Source organism: Microbacterium sp. 77mftsu3.1 (genome assembly GCF_900100525.1).
Taxonomy (GTDB): Bacteria; Actinomycetota; Actinomycetes; order Actinomycetales; family Microbacteriaceae; genus Microbacterium; species Microbacterium aquilitoris.
Window position 1 is genome coordinate 381829 of sequence record NZ_FNCR01000003.1, and the last position, 14962, is coordinate 396790.

20 protein-coding genes are annotated in these 14962 nt (G+C 70.6%); 5 read left to right on the top strand and 15 right to left on the bottom strand.

What is annotated here, in order from left to right; all coding sequences use genetic code 11:
• Complete coding sequence (locus BLR68_RS10405; RefSeq protein WP_256335373.1) at positions 1-279, top strand: hypothetical protein; 279 nt, start codon at positions 1-3, stop codon at positions 277-279.
• On the opposite strand, the gene BLR68_RS10410 is transcribed toward BLR68_RS10405, so the two are convergent.
• From BLR68_RS10410 to BLR68_RS17980, 4 genes are all read right to left on the bottom strand, one after another.
• On the bottom strand, positions 264-968 hold the full coding sequence (locus BLR68_RS10410) for an esterase/lipase family protein (RefSeq protein ID WP_018186883.1): 705 nt from the start codon (positions 966-968) through the stop codon (positions 264-266). The genes BLR68_RS10405 and BLR68_RS10410 overlap by 16 nt on opposite strands.
• Positions 965-1756, bottom strand: coding sequence for an alpha/beta fold hydrolase (locus BLR68_RS10415; protein WP_256335374.1), 792 nt, complete (start codon positions 1754-1756; stop codon positions 965-967). The genes BLR68_RS10410 and BLR68_RS10415 overlap by 4 nt, the downstream gene beginning before the upstream one ends.
• An 89-nt stretch (positions 1757-1845) precedes the next feature.
• The gene (locus BLR68_RS10420; RefSeq protein WP_018186881.1) at positions 1846-2136 is read right to left on the bottom strand and encodes a DUF1905 domain-containing protein; all 291 of its coding nucleotides are present in this window, start codon (positions 2134-2136) and stop codon (positions 1846-1848) included.
• Positions 2137-2150: 14 nt separating this feature from the next.
• Positions 2151-2318, bottom strand: a complete 168-nt coding sequence (locus tag BLR68_RS17980; protein WP_018186880.1) for a hypothetical protein — start codon at positions 2316-2318, stop codon at positions 2151-2153.
• An 84-nt stretch (positions 2319-2402) separates the two neighbouring features.
• On the opposite strand from BLR68_RS17980, the gene BLR68_RS10425 reads away from it, so the two are divergent.
• Complete coding sequence (locus BLR68_RS10425; RefSeq protein WP_018186879.1) at positions 2403-3167, top strand: alpha/beta fold hydrolase; 765 nt, start codon at positions 2403-2405, stop codon at positions 3165-3167.
• A 6-nt stretch (positions 3168-3173) separates the two neighbouring features.
• On the opposite strand, the gene BLR68_RS10430 is transcribed toward BLR68_RS10425, so the two are convergent.
• From BLR68_RS10430 to BLR68_RS10440, 3 genes are read right to left on the bottom strand one after another with little or no spacing between them, the layout of a single operon-like run.
• A complete protein-coding gene (locus BLR68_RS10430; protein WP_018186878.1) occupies positions 3174-4028 on the bottom strand; it encodes a PPK2 family polyphosphate kinase in 855 nt (284 codons plus the stop codon).
• Positions 4029-4084: 56 nt separating this feature from the next.
• A complete protein-coding gene (menD, locus tag BLR68_RS10435; RefSeq protein WP_018186877.1) occupies positions 4085-5878 on the bottom strand; it encodes a 2-succinyl-5-enolpyruvyl-6-hydroxy-3-cyclohexene-1-carboxylic-acid synthase in 1794 nt (597 codons plus the stop codon).
• A 1-nt stretch (position 5879) separates the two neighbouring features.
• Positions 5880-6275 carry a PLD nuclease N-terminal domain-containing protein gene (locus BLR68_RS10440; RefSeq protein WP_018186876.1) on the bottom strand — a complete coding sequence of 132 codons (396 nt, stop codon included), beginning with the start codon at positions 6273-6275 and terminating at the stop codon, positions 5880-5882.
• A gap of 84 nt (positions 6276-6359) precedes the next feature.
• On the opposite strand from BLR68_RS10440, the gene BLR68_RS10445 reads away from it, so the two are divergent.
• On the top strand, positions 6360-6677 hold the full coding sequence (locus BLR68_RS10445; RefSeq protein WP_018186875.1) for a DUF4229 domain-containing protein: 318 nt from the start codon (positions 6360-6362) through the stop codon (positions 6675-6677).
• 3 nt (positions 6678-6680) lie between these two features.
• Here the strand turns inward: BLR68_RS10445 and BLR68_RS10450 are convergent, their stop codons facing one another.
• Genes BLR68_RS10450 through BLR68_RS10460 form a run of 3 tightly spaced genes read right to left on the bottom strand, consistent with a single transcriptional unit; the run spans position 6681 to position 9760 of the window.
• On the bottom strand, positions 6681-7661 hold the full coding sequence (locus tag BLR68_RS10450) for a 1,4-dihydroxy-2-naphthoate polyprenyltransferase (RefSeq protein ID WP_018186874.1): 981 nt from the start codon (positions 7659-7661) through the stop codon (positions 6681-6683).
• Between the two features lie 11 nt (positions 7662-7672).
• Positions 7673-8848 carry an AMP-binding protein gene (locus BLR68_RS10455; protein WP_018186873.1) on the bottom strand — a complete coding sequence of 392 codons (1176 nt, stop codon included), beginning with the start codon at positions 8846-8848 and terminating at the stop codon, positions 7673-7675.
• 9 nt (positions 8849-8857) lie between these two features.
• Positions 8858-9760: a 1,4-dihydroxy-2-naphthoyl-CoA synthase gene (locus BLR68_RS10460; RefSeq protein WP_018186872.1), complete on the bottom strand. Its 903-nt coding sequence runs from the start codon at positions 9758-9760 to the stop codon at positions 8858-8860.
• A 95-nt stretch (positions 9761-9855) separates the two neighbouring features.
• On the opposite strand from BLR68_RS10460, the gene BLR68_RS10465 reads away from it, so the two are divergent.
• Positions 9856-10269, top strand: coding sequence for a hypothetical protein (locus BLR68_RS10465; RefSeq protein WP_018186871.1), 414 nt, complete (start codon positions 9856-9858; stop codon positions 10267-10269).
• Between the two features lie 7 nt (positions 10270-10276).
• Here BLR68_RS10465 and BLR68_RS10470 read toward each other — a convergent pair whose 3' ends face one another.
• Positions 10277-11038 (bottom strand): hypothetical protein, encoded by a 762-nt coding sequence (locus BLR68_RS10470; protein ID WP_256335375.1) that lies wholly within the window; start codon positions 11036-11038, stop codon positions 10277-10279.
• Positions 11039-11097: 59 nt separating this feature from the next.
• Here BLR68_RS10470 and BLR68_RS10475 point away from each other — a divergent pair, with 59 nt between their 5' ends.
• Entirely contained in the window at positions 11098-11991 is an 894-nt protein-coding gene (locus tag BLR68_RS10475; protein WP_018186869.1) for a zinc-ribbon domain-containing protein, read from the top strand.
• 2 nt (positions 11992-11993) lie between these two features.
• Here the strand turns inward: BLR68_RS10475 and BLR68_RS10480 are convergent, their stop codons facing one another.
• From BLR68_RS10480 to BLR68_RS10495, 4 genes are all read right to left on the bottom strand, one after another.
• A complete protein-coding gene (locus tag BLR68_RS10480; RefSeq protein WP_018186868.1) occupies positions 11994-12248 on the bottom strand; it encodes a hypothetical protein in 255 nt (84 codons plus the stop codon).
• A gap of 62 nt (positions 12249-12310) precedes the next feature.
• Positions 12311-12868: a hypothetical protein gene (locus BLR68_RS10485; protein ID WP_018186867.1), complete on the bottom strand. Its 558-nt coding sequence runs from the start codon at positions 12866-12868 to the stop codon at positions 12311-12313.
• Complete coding sequence (locus BLR68_RS10490; RefSeq protein ID WP_018186866.1) at positions 12865-13302, bottom strand: hypothetical protein; 438 nt, start codon at positions 13300-13302, stop codon at positions 12865-12867. The genes BLR68_RS10485 and BLR68_RS10490 overlap by 4 nt, the downstream gene beginning before the upstream one ends.
• A 69-nt stretch (positions 13303-13371) precedes the next feature.
• Positions 13372-14883, bottom strand: a complete 1512-nt coding sequence (locus BLR68_RS10495) for an arabinosylfuranosidase ArfA (protein ID WP_018186865.1) — start codon at positions 14881-14883, stop codon at positions 13372-13374.
• Between the last annotated feature and the right edge of the window lie 79 nt (positions 14884-14962).

Consider the following 14962-nt stretch of genomic DNA (forward strand, 5'->3'; position numbering starts at 1 on the left):
ATGACCTTCCCCGTGGGCGACACCGAGAAGCACACCGTCGTCTTCTCCTTCGACAAGTTCTGGGGTCGGCTGACCATCACCGTCGACGGGCAGAGCGTCGTCGACACCGTTCGCGGATTCTCCGTGAGCACGGTGAAGACGTGGGCATTCGAGGTCGGCCAGCAGGAACGGCACGCTGTGCGCATCGAGAAGCATCGCGCGACGTTCTTCGCGGGGTTCCGTCCGCAGCAGGTCTACGCCTTCGTCGACGACGCGCTCGTCGCTCAGGGCGTGGCCTGACCGTTCGGACTCCGGTCGCCCTCCGACAGGGCGATCAGTTCCGCGATGACACGAGGGTCCGCGAGCACCCTGAAGTGGCCGCCGGTGTCGAGCCGCACGTTCTTCGCCGCACCGGCGAGCTCGCTCCCTTCCGGGATGTGCGGGTCGAACTCCCCGAAGACCGAGACGATCCGGCCATTCGCCTCCCGCTCCTTCGCGAGGGTACGGATCGTCGCGCTCCTCGGTGAGAAGATCCGGAGGGACGGCAACACCATGAGCCGGCCGTACCGCGATCCGCCGAAGGGCGTCGCGACGGCGAGCATGCGGGCGATCCGCCCGTCCCCCGCGTCGATCACCATCGCGCGTTTACCGACGAGCCCGCCCTTGCTGTGTGCGAGGAGAACGCAGCCGCGCAGACCGTTCGCGCGCAGATACTCGATGACCCGGGCGGCCGCCTCGTCGACCGGGCGACGGTTGTGGTGCAGCACCTGGACGACGTGGACCGGATGCCCCCGGTCGTGCATCGCGGTGATGAGGGGATACATGAACTGCCAGGTCTCGTAGACGCCCGGGAGGATGACGATGGGCGTGCGATCCCCCTCCGAGAACGTCTGGGGGTCGGTGCGGTTCAGCGTCGCCCGGATCTGCCACACCGCCGCATACAGGTAGTCCCTCGCCCACCACACGGCGTTGCGCACGAGCGCCGTCATCGCGACGACCTTCCCGGGCTCGGCGACGTATGCCCGAAAAGGAACGCTTCCATCGCTCCGGCGACCGCCCGCGGAGCGCGGTCCTGCACGACGTGCCACCCCCGCGGAACCTCGATCACCGCGGCATCCGGAGCGGCATCCCGCAACCGGCGGCACCACGACAGCCCTGCGATCGGGTCCTGCGCACCGCGGAGCACGAGCAGCGGCCTCGTCAGCAGTCCCACGCGCTCCTCGATCGGATACGCGACCATGTGCCGCAGCTGACGCAGGTACCAGGGGATGCCGCATCGCACGTAGTCGCTCAGCACCTGCCAGTTCGCGCGCGGCGTCTCACCCACCACGTCGAGTGCGAGAGCGCGCGCCTGTGCGAACGCCGTCCGGTGGTGATCGTCGGCGACGGGTCCCATCGCGACGACGTGCGTCACCAGGTCGGGGCGCTGCACCGCGAGCTCGACGGCCCATTGGCTCCCCATCGAGTGGCCGACGGCGACGGCATCCGTCACCGCCACGCGGTCGAGCAGCGTCGCGAGGGCACCCGCCATCGCGCGGACGTCGAGGTCTCGAGAGGGGCGGGGCAGGCCGCCGAAGCCGGGCAGATCGATCGAGATCACGGAGTGCGTGAGCGCGAGCTCGGCGTGGAGCCGACGCAGGTACCGATGCGACATCCCGATTCCGTGGATGAGGAAGAAAGTGCGCTGAGCAGCGGCATGGGACGAACGCACGATGCGGAAGTTCAGCCCGTCCACCGTCAGCACATGGACGACCGGCTCGCTTCGACGAAGACTCACACGTTCCTTCCCGCTCGTCTCGACAAGCGCAGCCGAGATCGAGGAGCACCACGCTAGCCGTCACCTGCGCCGACGAATGCGGGGTTGACCTACCTCAGCCGACGCGTCAGGCGGACGGTCACCGTGTCGCCGATGTCCTTGCCCAGCTTCCGGCGGACCCCAGCGTTCAGGGAGACCATGTGCCCACCCGTGCCCGTCACCATCAACCCGACGTTCGACATCTCGACATCGTCGACGGTGAGGTCCACCCGGACGGAACGGCCGGTGCCGAAGAAGTCCGCCGAACCGGGCATCTCGACGCAGGACCAGGTCTCACCCTTGACCTCCACGCCGATCGGGGCCGTGAAGGTGTGGTCGAGCGCAACGGGTTCGAAAGGCAACGGATCTCCTCAGGTCAGCGAGCGGGCGACCGCAGTTCGACGCCGATGAGCGTGAGTCCCGCCGCGATCGCGGCCGTTCCGATGGCCGCGATGATCAACCCACCGCCGAGAGGCAACAAGATGCCGAAGGCCGCCATGGCGACACCGACGATGAGCAGGATCGCGATATAGGCCTTGATCATGCCTTCAACCTACGGGGTGCCGTCCGCTCCCGTCAGGAAATCGCGAACGTGCTCCGTGTCCGTCGGCGTCGCTAGCCTCGTCGCATGACTGTCGTCTTCCTGCACGGTTGGCCCGGACTCCCCTCGGACTACGACGACGTGGTGACCCACCTGAGCGGGCAGCGGGTGATCGTCCCCGACCTCTCAGGGTTCGGCGCAGGCTTCGCCGGCACGTCGGCCCCGTTCGATGCGACGGCCGCGGCGCACGCCGACCGGCTCCTCTCCTTGCTCGACGATCACGGCGCCGCCGACGGAATCGTCATCGTCGGGTACGACATCGGCAGCCGCATCGCGCAGGCCGCCCTCCGCACGGCTCCGCACCGGTTCCGCGGCGCGGTGCTCACGCCCGCCTATCCGGGAATCGGCGACCGCGCGGCATCCCCCGCCCTCGCCTCGACCTTCTGGTACCAGCACTTCCACCGCGAACCCGTCGCCGCCGCCCTCATCGACGGCGACGAACGCGCCGTCCGCACGTACCTCACCTACCTCTGGGACACGTGGCGAGCGGATGCCGCGCCGCCGCCGCACCTCGACGAGATCGTCGCGGCTTACGCACGGCCGGGGGCCTTCGCCGCGAGCCTGCAGTGGTACGTCGCCAACCGGGGATACGCCGCGGACGATGAGCCGATCACTGTGCCGACGACGATGCTGTGGCCCGACAGCGACCCGCTGTTCCCCGTCGAATGGGCCGACAACCTCTCCGAGCATTTCTCCGACGCCCGCCTCGAGGTCGTCACCGACTGCGGGCACTTCGTCCCGGTCGAGCGAGCGGATGCCGTCGTGCGCGCCATCCGCTCCCATCTGCCCTGACGGACGTCACGTCGCCGCGAGACGCGCCTTCTCGGCCTCGACGTCGAAGTCCGCCACGGGCCACTGCGGATCGATGCGTTCCAGGACGTCGATCAGCAGCGCCTGCACGGCCAGCCTGGCGTACCACTTGGCGTTCGCGGGGACGACGAACCACGGCGCCCGGTCGGTGGAGGTGCGTTCGAACACCGTTTGGTAGGCCTCCATGTACGCCGGCCACAGTTCGCGCTCGTCGACGTCGCCGGGGTTGTACTTCCAGTGCTTGTCGGGGCGGTCGAGCCGCTCGGCGAGCCTGGACTTCTGCTCGTCGCCCGAGATGTGGAGCATCACCTTCACGATGTGCACCCCACGCCTCGCCATCCGCTCCTCGAAATCGACGATCGCTCCGTAACGTCGTTCGATCTCCTCCGCGGGTGCGAGCTGGCGGACCCGGCCGATCAGGACGTCCTCGTAGTGCGAACGGTCGAAGACGCCGATGTACCCCGGCTCCGGCACCTCCTTCTCGATGCGCCACAGGAAGTCGTGCGCCGACTCCTCTGCCGTGGGCTTCTTGAACGCCTTCAGATGCACGCCCTGCGGGTCGGTCGCCCCGATCACGTGACGGACGATGCCGCCCTTGCCTGCAGAGTCCATCGCCTGCAGCACGAGCAGGACCGACGGCGAATCCGGCTGCGTGCGGCTCTGCGCGTAGAGCCGCTCCTGCAGCTGGTCGAACCGCTCCGCCGCGGCGGCGAGATCCGCCTGCCCCGCCTTCTTGCCGCCGTCGTAACCGGGGGTGGATGCCGGGTCCACGTCCGCGAGCCCGAATCTCGGCCCCACCCGCAGCAGCGTCGACGGGGAAGCGGTCCAGTGAGCGTCAGTCATGCGCCACATCCTGCCGTGCCGCCGTGACCGGCGCGACCGCCTTGCGGATGCCGCGACTACCGGCTCAGGGGCACTTCGATGATCTGGCGTCCTCCCGCGGGCGACGTGAGCGCCTGATCCAAGGCACCCCGCGTCGTGATGCGCTGGTACTCCCAGCCGTAGGCGCGGGCGAGTTCCTCGAGACGCGCGGTCTGCGGGGTGTACTGCACCCGATCGAACGCCGGCGGGCTCGCGACGCCGGCGACCTCGAGGCCGTCGAAGATCGTCCCGCCGCCGTCGTTGCCGACGATGACCTGGATGCGCGGTTCGTCTTCTGCGGCCGGATGCAGGAGCGCTCCGACGTCGTGGAGGAAGGCGAGATCGCCGAGCAACACCCGGGTGACGCCCGGTACCGCGCCGCGCTGAGACGCCGCAGCGATGCCGAGACCCGTCGCGATGGTGCCGTCGATGCCGGCGAGCCCACGGTTCGCGTGAACGGGGACCTTCTTTCCGCCGAGCAGTTCGTCGGCCACGCGCACCAGCCGCGACGATCCGAAGAGCAGCCGGTCGTGCGGCCACGTCGCCCGCCACACCGCGTCGACGAGAGCGGCCCGATCGACCGGGGCACGGACCGCCCCCAGCTCGGCCGAGATCGCGCCGAGCCGTTCGGCGGGAACGGCCGAGGACAGCGCATCCGCGTCGGGTGCCGCCGGGCTGAGGTCGACCACCTGGTCTCGCGACGCGCGCATCCACGCCCCCAGCCAGTCGCGGTCGCCCGTGCCTCGCGCCGCGGTCACATCGTCGACCGCGACCGTCACGCCGTTGAGATTCAGCTGCTCCCCCGGCCCGCGGACCGCCATCACCTCGACGTCGCTGCGGCTGAGCAGTCTCGCGACCTCGCGGCTCAGAGTCGGATGCCCGAACACGACGACTCGTTCGATGCGACCGCCGAGCTCCGCATCCGACAGCAGCGTGCGGTAGCCGTGGACCAGGTGCCGTCCGTACCGCGCGCCGCTCACGATCTCCGCGATCAGCGGGAAGCCGCCGGCGTGCGCGAGTTCCTCGGCATCCGGCCCGGCATCCGCGCCGGCGACGACCACCGTGCGCGGTCCCGCCTCGAGGACGACCGGCTCCGACTCGACGACCTCGAGTGCCGCACCGACACCGCCGCCGCCCTGGTAATGCGCGCCCCATTCGGCCTCGACGGTCTCCGCCTCGACGTCGGCCTCGGTCGGATCGGATGCCGCATCCTCCGCACTCGACGACGGCACCCACCCGGGGAGTTCGCCCGCGAGCGGCTCCCGGAACGGGATGTTGAGGTGCACGGGCCCCGCGACCCGCGAACCGCTGCCGACGGCGGCATCCCACCCCACGTCGGCGGCCGCCCGGAAGGCGGCGACCTCGTCGGCCTCGGCGGACTCGGCGAGCGCCTCGGCGACGGGAAGGTCGGATTCGAGGCGCACGAAACCGGAGAACATGCCCGGCTGACGCGTGGCCTGGTTGGCGCCGATGCCACGGAGCTCCGGCGGCCGATCGGCGGTGAGGAGGAGAAGGGGCACACCGGAATGATGGGCTTCGAGGACGGCGGGGAGGAAGTTCGCGACGGCGGTACCCGAGGTGCAGACGACGACCGCCGGCATCCGGTCCTCGCGGCCGATCCCGAGCGCGGTGAAACCCGCGACGCGCTCGTCGATGCGGACGTGCAGACGGACCAGCCCGCGCGCCTCGAGCTCGGCGGCGACGAGGGCGAGCCCCTGAGAGCGCGACCCGGGTGAGAGGACGATGTGACGCAGACCCCGCTCGACGAGTCGCGTCAGGAGCGCCGCTGCGGCATCGGTCGCGGGCGCACGGCCGGGTCCGTCCGTCGCCATCTCAGGACCGCGAGCCGCGCGACTGCTCGTCGCTGTCGTCCTCGGCGGGTGGATCCGCCGGACGGTCCCGCGGGTCCGGCGCTTCGGAGTCGAGCGCGGCGAGCTCCTCTTCGAGGCGGCGGATGCGGTCGTCCTGGTCGCTCGACGTGCCGATGCGTCCGAGGAAGTCGGGGTCGTCGTCGGGCGCCCTGAACACGACCCGGCTCGACGAGGCCCGCGACCGGCCGATGACGAACCACAGCACACCGCCCACGACCGGCAGCAGGATGACGATGAGCAGCCAGATCGGCTTGCTGACACCGCGATGCCGTGTCGGCGGCTGAACCGCGCAGTCGACGATGCTGTAGACCCAGAAGGCGGCCAGCAGCAGCGCCAGAACGAGGTACACGCGCGCCATCCCCCCATCCTAGGCGCGCTCCCCCGCCCCGAGGCCGCCGCGCACCGACGCCGACCGCACAGCCGGCGGCCGTAGAATGTCGGTATGCGTGCCCGGTCCGCCTTCGTCTACGCGCTGCTGCGGCTGCTCGCCTTCTTCGTCCCCTTCGGGGTCATGATGCTGTTCCCGGTGCTGCGCGAGCAGTACTGGCTCGCGGCCATCTTCGCGGCCCTCATCGGCCTGAGCCTGTCGGTGCTGTTCCTGCGCCGTCCCCTCGACGAGGTCTCCGTCGGCATGGCCGAGCGCCGAGAGGCGCGGCGCCGGACCGACAGCGACGAGGCCGTCGAAGACGCCTTCCGTGACGAGCACGATCCGGATGCCGCGGCGACGCCGCAGTCGGCATCCGACGACTCCGCCCGCTGAGCCTCAGGCGGCGACGTACGCCCAGAGGATGAAGCCGCTCCAGGCGAGCGACGCCAGCGAACTGAGCTGCAGCGCGACGATCAGTTCGCGCGCCGTGCGGTATGTCCAGACGATGAGCGTCGCCGACAGCGTCGCCAGGAGGACCAGCAGCGACAGCCACGCGACCGGGTAGAACGGTGCGACGACGGGCACGGTCGCGAACGGCACCAGCATGAGCACGGTGTAGAGCACCTGCGATGCGCGCTTGCCGATGAGCACCGTCAGCGTGCGCTTGCCCGCCACGCGATCCTGCGCGATGTCGCGGAGGTTGTTGGTGACGAGCACACCGCACGCGAGCGCTCCCACCCCGATCGAGGGGATCCACGACTCCTGCGGCACCGATCCGGCCTGCACGAAGGTCGTCCCGATCGTGGCGACGGGCCCGAAGAAGACGAAGACGAACACCTCGCCGAGGCCCGAGTAGCCGTAAGGCCGCTTGCCGCCCGTGTAGAACCACGCCGCGACGATGCACACCGCGCCCACCGCGAGCAGCCACCAGTGCTGCGTGCGGATGACCACGGCGATGCCGACGAGCGCGGCGATCGCGAAGAACAGCAGGGCGGCGATCAGCACGGCGCGGGGGGTGACGCGACCCGACGCCGTGAGCCTCGGGGGGCCGACGCGGTGGTCGTCGGTCCCGCGGATGCCGTCGCTGTAGTCGTTGGCGAAGTTCACCGCGATCTGCAGCGAGACGGCGACGGCGAGGCAGCAGAGGGCGAGCACCCAGTGGAAGCCGCCGCCGACGGCGATCGCCGCGCCCGTGCCCACCAGGATCGGGCTGATCGCGAGGGGGAGCGTCCGGAGGCGGGCCGCCCCGATCCAGTCGCGAGCGGTCACCGGGGCGGGCTTCGGCGGCGCCGACGACACGCGCGCCTTCGCCGGGTTGCCTCGCGGCGCCGAGCGCTTCGCGGCGGGCTTGCGGGGGGTCTTTCGGGATGCGGCCACGAGCAAGGATCCTATTCCCCGCGCGGCGTGGGCTCCTCGTCGTCCGCGAGCAGTCGGCGCAGAAGCGCGCGATCGGGCTTGCCGGTCGAAGTCATTGGCACCTCATCGAGCACGAGCAGCTCACGCGGTCGCGCGGGTGCCCCGATCGCCTCGGCGACGACCCGGCGCACGTCGTGGAGCACGTCGGGCTCGGCCCGGCCCCTGAGCGCGCGGCGCGCCAGGACGACGACGGATGCCTCACCCCACCGCTCGTCGCGCGTCGGCACGACGACCGCGCCCTCGAGACCCTCGAGCGCCCGGACGGCCTGTTCGACGCGGTCGAGCGAGACGTTCACGCCGCCCGAGACGATGACGTTATCGCGACGGCCCGTGATGCGGAGGACCCCGTCGTCGACCCACCCGGAATCGCCCGTGCGGTACCAGCGCGCACCGTGGCCGTCGCGGACGAACGTGTCGGCCGTCCGCTCGGGATCGCCGAGGTAGCCGTCGGCCAGTGTCGGACCGCCGAGCTGGACCTCGCCGTCCTCGACACGCAGCCGCACACCCTCGAGCGGACGCCCGTCGTAGACGCATCCGCCGCTCGTCTCGGTCGACCCGTAGGTGCGGACGATGCGGGCGCCGAGAGCTGCGGCGCGGTCGGCGAGCGCGGGCGGCAGCGCCTGCCCGCCGACGAGCACGGCGTCGAACGAGGCGAATGCGCGGGCGACCGCGGCATCCGCCTCCCCCGCCTCGACCAGGGTCTGCACCTGGGCGGGGACGAGGGACGTGTAGGTCGGGACCCGGTGTCCGCCCTCGCTCGCGGCCATCGCGGACGCTGCGGCCGTGAAGGTCTGCGCCGTGAAGGAGCCGGCCAGGATCGCCGGGTCGCGACCGGCGACCAGTGCCCGCACCATCACCTGGACGCCGGCGACGTAGGTCGCGGGGAGGGCGAGCAGCCACGAGCCGCTGCCGATCCGGTCCGCCGTCGCGAGTGCAGACGAGGTCAGCGCCGACCGGCTGAGCGCGACGGACTTCGGGTACCCGGTCGACCCGCTCGTCGTGACCACGACGGCCGTGCCCGCGGGGACGTCGGTCGGAAGACCGGATGCCGCGCCGAGGGCGACCGCCGGTCCCGCGCCGAGCACCGCCGCGCGGAGCGCACGGAGGACGTCACGCGGATCCGCGGAATCGAGGCGGCTCAGCTGCATGGCGCGGACTCAGTAGTGGTACGGGTACGGCGACCAGTCCGGATCGCGCTTCTCGAGGAAGGCGTCGCGCCCTTCGACGGCCTCGTCGGTGCCGTAGGCGAGGCGCGTCGCCTCGCCGGCGAAGACCTGCTGGCCGACCATGCCGTCGTCGATCGCGTTGAACGCGAACTTCAGCATGCGGATCGCGGTCGGGGACTTGCCGAGGATCGTCCGCGCCATCGAGATCGCCTCGCGCTCGAGGTCGGCGTGCGGGACGACGCGGTTCACCGCGCCCATCTCGTACGCGCGCTCGGCGGAGTACTCCTCGGCGAGGAAGAACACCTCGCGCGCGACCTTCTGACCGACCTGGCGAGCCATGTACGCCGAGCCGTACCCGGCGTCGAACGATCCGACGTCGGCATCCGTCTGCTTGAACCTGCCGTGCTCCGCGCTCGCGATCGACAGGTCGCAGACGATGTGCAGCGAGTGCCCGCCACCCGCCGCCCAGCCCGGGATGACGGCGATGACGACCTTGGGCATGAAGCGGATGAGGCGCTGCACCTCGAGGATGTGGAGCCTCCCCGCGCGTGCCGGATCGGGTGTCGTCGCGTCATCCGCGGCGTACGTGTAGCCGTCTCGGCCGCGAATGCGCTGGTCGCCGCCGGAGCAGAACGCCCAGCCGCCGTCCTTCGCGCTCGGGCCGTTGCCCGTGAGCAGCACGACGCCGATCTTCGGGTCCTGCCGCGCGATGTCGAGCGCGCGGTACAGCTCGTCGACGGTGTGCGGCCGGAAGGCGTTGCGCACCTCGGGACGGTCGAACGCGATGCGGGCGATCCGCCCGTCGATCGAGACGTGCGCGGTGATGTCGGTGTAGTCCGCGGCGCCGGGCGCCTCGGTCCACTCCGACGGGTCGAAGAGCTCGGAGACGGTCACCCTGCCAGCCTACGCGCGGGCCCCACGGGCGGTCCGATCGTGCGAAGCTTGTAGGGCGGCCCTCACCCCCGACGAGGCCGCGGAGGGACCCCCGCATGAAGATCACGAGATCATCCGACTGGCGGGACGCTCTTCCGTTCGAGGTACCCGTCCTCGCCGCCGAGGCCGTGCCCGGCGAGCCGACGCGCTGCGTCAGCTGCCCCGCCGGCAGCGAGCCGCTGGAGCGGACCGAACTGTGGGCCGTCAAGCACCGGCATCCCAACAACCACGCTGGATTCGTGCGCTACTACTGCGCCGAGCACGCCCCCAAGACCGCGCCGCCGCCCCCGCCGTCGGTCGCCCGGCCGGGCAAGGCCCGCGGCACCGCGCCGAAGCCGCGTCTCGAGCGGACCGTTGCGCCAAAGCGCCCTGCGGCCTCGCTCGACGTCGTCCGCGCCATGTGCCCGAACTGCTTCGTCGAGGTCTCCGCGACCGGCGAGTGCGGGATGTGCGGCCAGCAGGTCGCCTGAGCCGGAATCAGGGCTCGGTGACCGTCGCGCCCGCGGCGTTCGACAGCCACCACGTCTCGAGTTGATCGACCACGGCGGCGGGGAGCAGACCCGACGCCGTCGACGACAACCCTTCTGATCCGTCGGCGAGTCGGACAGCGCGGTACAGCAGGACATCGGTATTGGCGACGACTAGTCGAAGATGCGGTTCATCGCCTTCGAAGAGGTCTTCGCTCCGCCGGTCGCCCTCCGTCGATTCGATCACGCCGTCACACGACTCGACCAGGTCGACCCACGGGGCCGCAGCAGCGTCCGCAGCCGACGCGAAGCTCCATGAGGAGAGAACATAGGCGGCCATGGATCCCCTCTCGGTCTTCCCGGTGACGCGGGCCGAGAGCTGTTCAGTCGCTCCGGCGGCGAACATGTAGTCCACCGGTTCCGAGTTGGCGGGGTTGTCGCCGATCGCGACCGTACACATCTCCGTGGACGGCCCGGGCAGCGTTCCTGCGGGAGTACACGCGCCTTTCCCGCGCGTGTAGCCGTGGGACGTCGACGTCATCTGGATCATGTCCTCACCCACCGGCGTACCGTCGAGGGCGTTCGCGAAGGGGGCGTCGAAGGGGATCTCTCGAGTGCACGAAGCCTCCTCCGCCGGCTGGGCGATCGTGGGAGTCGGCGCAGCGGAGCGTGGTTGTTCCGACTCGAGGCCATTCGTCGACACGCACCCGGTCAGGATGACAGCGAGCACAGCGAGCACAAGGACGATGGGAAGGCCTGGGAGTGATCGCATCTCGCCAGTATGGTGCCCGAGCCGCGTGACGTGTCCGCCCCCTCCCCTACCGTCGACCCGTGACGGAACCGGTGCGGTGGTGGTGGGAGCGGCGGCAGTTCTCGCGCGGCACCGATGTCCCCTACGCCGTCGGCACCTACGGGTCGGCGTGGGCCGCGTACCCGGAGCTCGTCCGGCAGTACCACCCCGACCTCAACGGTGGCATCGTCCTCTCGCAGATCCCGCCCGCCGCAGACGTGCTGCTGTGCTGGGAGTGCTCCGCCGGCCATCGGTTCGCCGCGACGCCGACCGAGCAGCGCGAGCGTCCGGGGCGCGTGCGACGGCGGTCGGCCTGGTGCCCGGAGTGCTCAGCGCTCGCGGCGCCCCGCCCCGTGCGGGTCGTCGAACGCATCGACGCGGGCGCGGTCCTCGCCGCCGTGCAGCAGGCGAAAGCGGTGCGGATGCCGGTAGCCCCCGCCAAAGCTCCCGCGCGGAAGCGCGCGGTGCCGGCCATCTGCGAAAAGACCCCGGACCTTCCCGCGGGCGAGCCGTTCGTCAGCGCGTGCGCTCCCCCACCGGCATCCGCTGCCGAAGCGCGGCTGCGCGCGGATCTGACCGCGGCGATGCTGTTCACCGAGGGGATGACGGCGGTCCGGGTGACGCGACCGTTCTTCCGCCATCGGGAGGTGTGGCCCGACATCCTGCTCCCCGAGCTCCGGGTCGCGGTCGAGTACGACACCCCCGGGCGCCACGGGCTCGAGCACGTAGGTAAGCGGGAGGCATCCGATCGGCGCAAGGACGCGCTCCTGCGCACCGCGGGGTGGGAGGTCGTGCGCGTGCGCACGGGAGGGCTCGAACCGCTGGGGCCGCATGACGTCATCCTCCGGACGGCGGGCACGCGAACCGTTCCCACGATCGTCGACGCGCTCCGCCGGATCCGGGGTGACCTCGTGGTCGACGCGTACCTGCGGTGAGATCAGGCGTATGCGCGATGTACGTGCCAGTGGTCGCCGTCGTCGTAGATGTCGAAGACGAAGGCCTCGCCCGCCTGGTCGGTCGCCTGGAACCGCCATGCGCGAGCGGCCGACGCGGGAAGTGGAGGCCACATCCCTCGACCGAGGCGTGTGGGGGTGTCGGTCACGGTCCACCGCCGGCCGCCGAAGAACATGCGGGCGGGCACGTCGTCGACGAACCACAGCGTCAGATCGTGTTCGAATGCCCGGGCTTCCATGAGACCCAGATTAGAACATCTGTTCCCATGCGTCGAGCCACAGCTTCGAATCAATGTCTTGCTCAGAGCGGCTCGCGCACCGGCTCCTCCCACCCGATCACGCGGGCCTCATGGAGCGGCACCGCCCCCGGCGCGAGGACGTGGGGGATGCCGTGGAACCACGCCCCGCTGACACCGCAGAGGACCATCTCCTCGAGCCAGGCACGGTTCGCCGGCGGAACCTCTTCGGCCGTCGTGAACGACGCCGGATCGAACGGTGCGACCTCTGCCGGGTCGATCGGGTCGCCGACCGCCGAGACCGTCCGGTCGAGGACGACCGTCCCGTGCGGCAGGTCGTCCGCCGGGATCGCCCAGAACTCCGCCCGCGGCAGCGCTTTGCCTCGGATCTCGCGCCACGCCCGCCAGATCGCGTGAGGGTGGACGGGACTCAAGAACACAACCTCGGTCCATCCCCTGCCGAGGCCGGGGAGGACCGTGTCGCGCAGACGCCGGCGTTCCGGCGTGTCGTCGTATTTCGCCATCGCCCGCGCGTACGCCGCGGGGTCGACAGACGCGAGATCGGATGCCGGGATCAACGCATCCCCGGCGAGGTCGACGCGCTGGTGGAAGACGAACCTCACGTCGCCGGCCGAACACCGTCGAACGGCGTGATCGTCCGCCACGTGCCGCCCTCGTCGAACAGGAACAGGCGGAGGGGCGCCGAGCCGAGCATCGGGTCACCGCCGGCATCCCCATACGGATAGGTGCCGCACGCGTCCGCGGTCGAGGCGACGCGGATCCTGTCGCCGGCTGCGATGTCGCCCTTCTCGGCCACGTCCACGGTGACGAGATACACGTTCGTGTCGTACTCCATGATCCGCGTCGTGCCGTCCGGTTCGACCGAGCTCGTCACCACGACCGCCTGCGACCCGGCGGCGCGCTCCGCGTCGGTCTCGAACGACACCCACGACGCGCACGCCTGGACCTCGACGAAAGGGAGCCGGACACCATCGCATCCGGCGAGCCCGACCCCCAGCATCATCAGCCCGACCGCGATCGTCGATCTTCGCCGCATCCCGCACCCCCTGCCGAGGAGTGTCCCATCCTGGGACATCGTCTCGCCAGGGGTGCGGAACGGCAGAACTCAGCCGAGCGCTACCGCCGTCCACGACACCGGCGGGAGCGTGATGGTCAGGGTCCCGTCATCGACGCGGGCCGACTCGTTCGGCCGCGGGGCGACGCGCTCGCGGTCGGCGAGGGTGTTCTTCGCGTAGACGTCGTCGTCCGAGAGGGTGTGCGTCTCGACGATCGAGCCGGCACCGAGCCCCGTCACGTCGACGGTGACCTCGATCGACTCGGTCGTGCTGCGGTTGACGAGGAAGACGGCGCTGCGGCCCGTGGTGTCGTCGTGCGTCGCGACGGCATCGACGAGCGGCACCTCGCCGAACGCGGCGGTCTCGTACGACGGCGCATCGACGAGGACCCGCATCGCGTCGCCCTGCGCGAGGCGCGAGGTGATCGAGAAGGGGAAGAACGTCGTCTGACGCCACGCCGGGCCGCCGGGCTCGGTCATGATCGGCGCGATCACGTTGACCAGCTGCGCGAGCGAAGCGCTGGCCACCCGGTCGGCGTGCTTGAGCAGCGAGATCATGAGGCCGCCGAACACCACGGCATCCACCACGGAGTACACGTCCTCGAGAAGGCGCGGCGCGACCGGCCAGTTGTCGATGCCGTCGATCTTCTCGACGTTCTCCCACCGCGACAGGTACCAGACGTTCCACTCGTCGAACGAGATGTCGATCTTCTTCGACGATCGCTTCACGGCGGCGACGTGGTCGGCCGTCGCGACGACGGTCTCGATGAAGCGGTCCATGTCGACCGCCGAGGCGAGGAAGCTGCCGATGTCGCCGTCCTTCTCCTCGTAGTACGCGTGGCACGAGATGAGATCGACGTCGTCGTAGGTGTGCGTCAGGACGACGCGCTCCCATTCGCCGAACGTGGGCATCGTCGCGCCCGACGAACCGCAGACGACGAGCTGGATCGACGGGTCGAGCTGCCGCATCCCCTTCGCGGTCCGCGACGCGAGCTTGCCGTAGTCCTCGGCCGACCGGTGCCCGAGCTGCCACGGACCGTCCATCTCGTTGCCCAGGCACCACATGCGGATGCCGAACGGGTCGGTCGCGCCGTTGGCGACGCGCTGGTCGCTGAGCGCAGTGCCCGAGCGGATGTTGCAGTACTCGAGCAGATCGATCGCCTCGAGCGTGCCGCGGGTGCCGAGGTTGACGGCCATCATCAGGTCGCTGCCGACCTTGTCGAGCCACGACGAGAACTCGTGCAGGCCGACCTCGTTCGTCTCGGTCGAGTGCCAGGCGAGGTCGAGCCGGCGGGGCCGCTCGTCGACGGGACCGACCGAGTCCTCCCACCGGAAGCCCGACACGAAGTTGCCGCCGGGGTAGCGGATCGTGTCGACCCCGAGCTCCTTGACGAGGTCGATGACGTCCGTGCGGAAACCCTCGGCATCCGCTGCCTCATGACCCGGCTCGAAGATGCCGTCGTAGATGTGGCGGCCGAGGTGTTCGACGAAGCCGCCGAAGATCTTGCGGCGGACCTCCCCGATGGGCGATGCGGCGTCGACGGTGAGGCGTGCGGAGGTCATGTGGGGCGTCCTTGTCCGGGAGGTAAACGTTGTAAATCATGATGGCGACGCGGATGCCGGGCGTCAAGGCCTCCGCGCC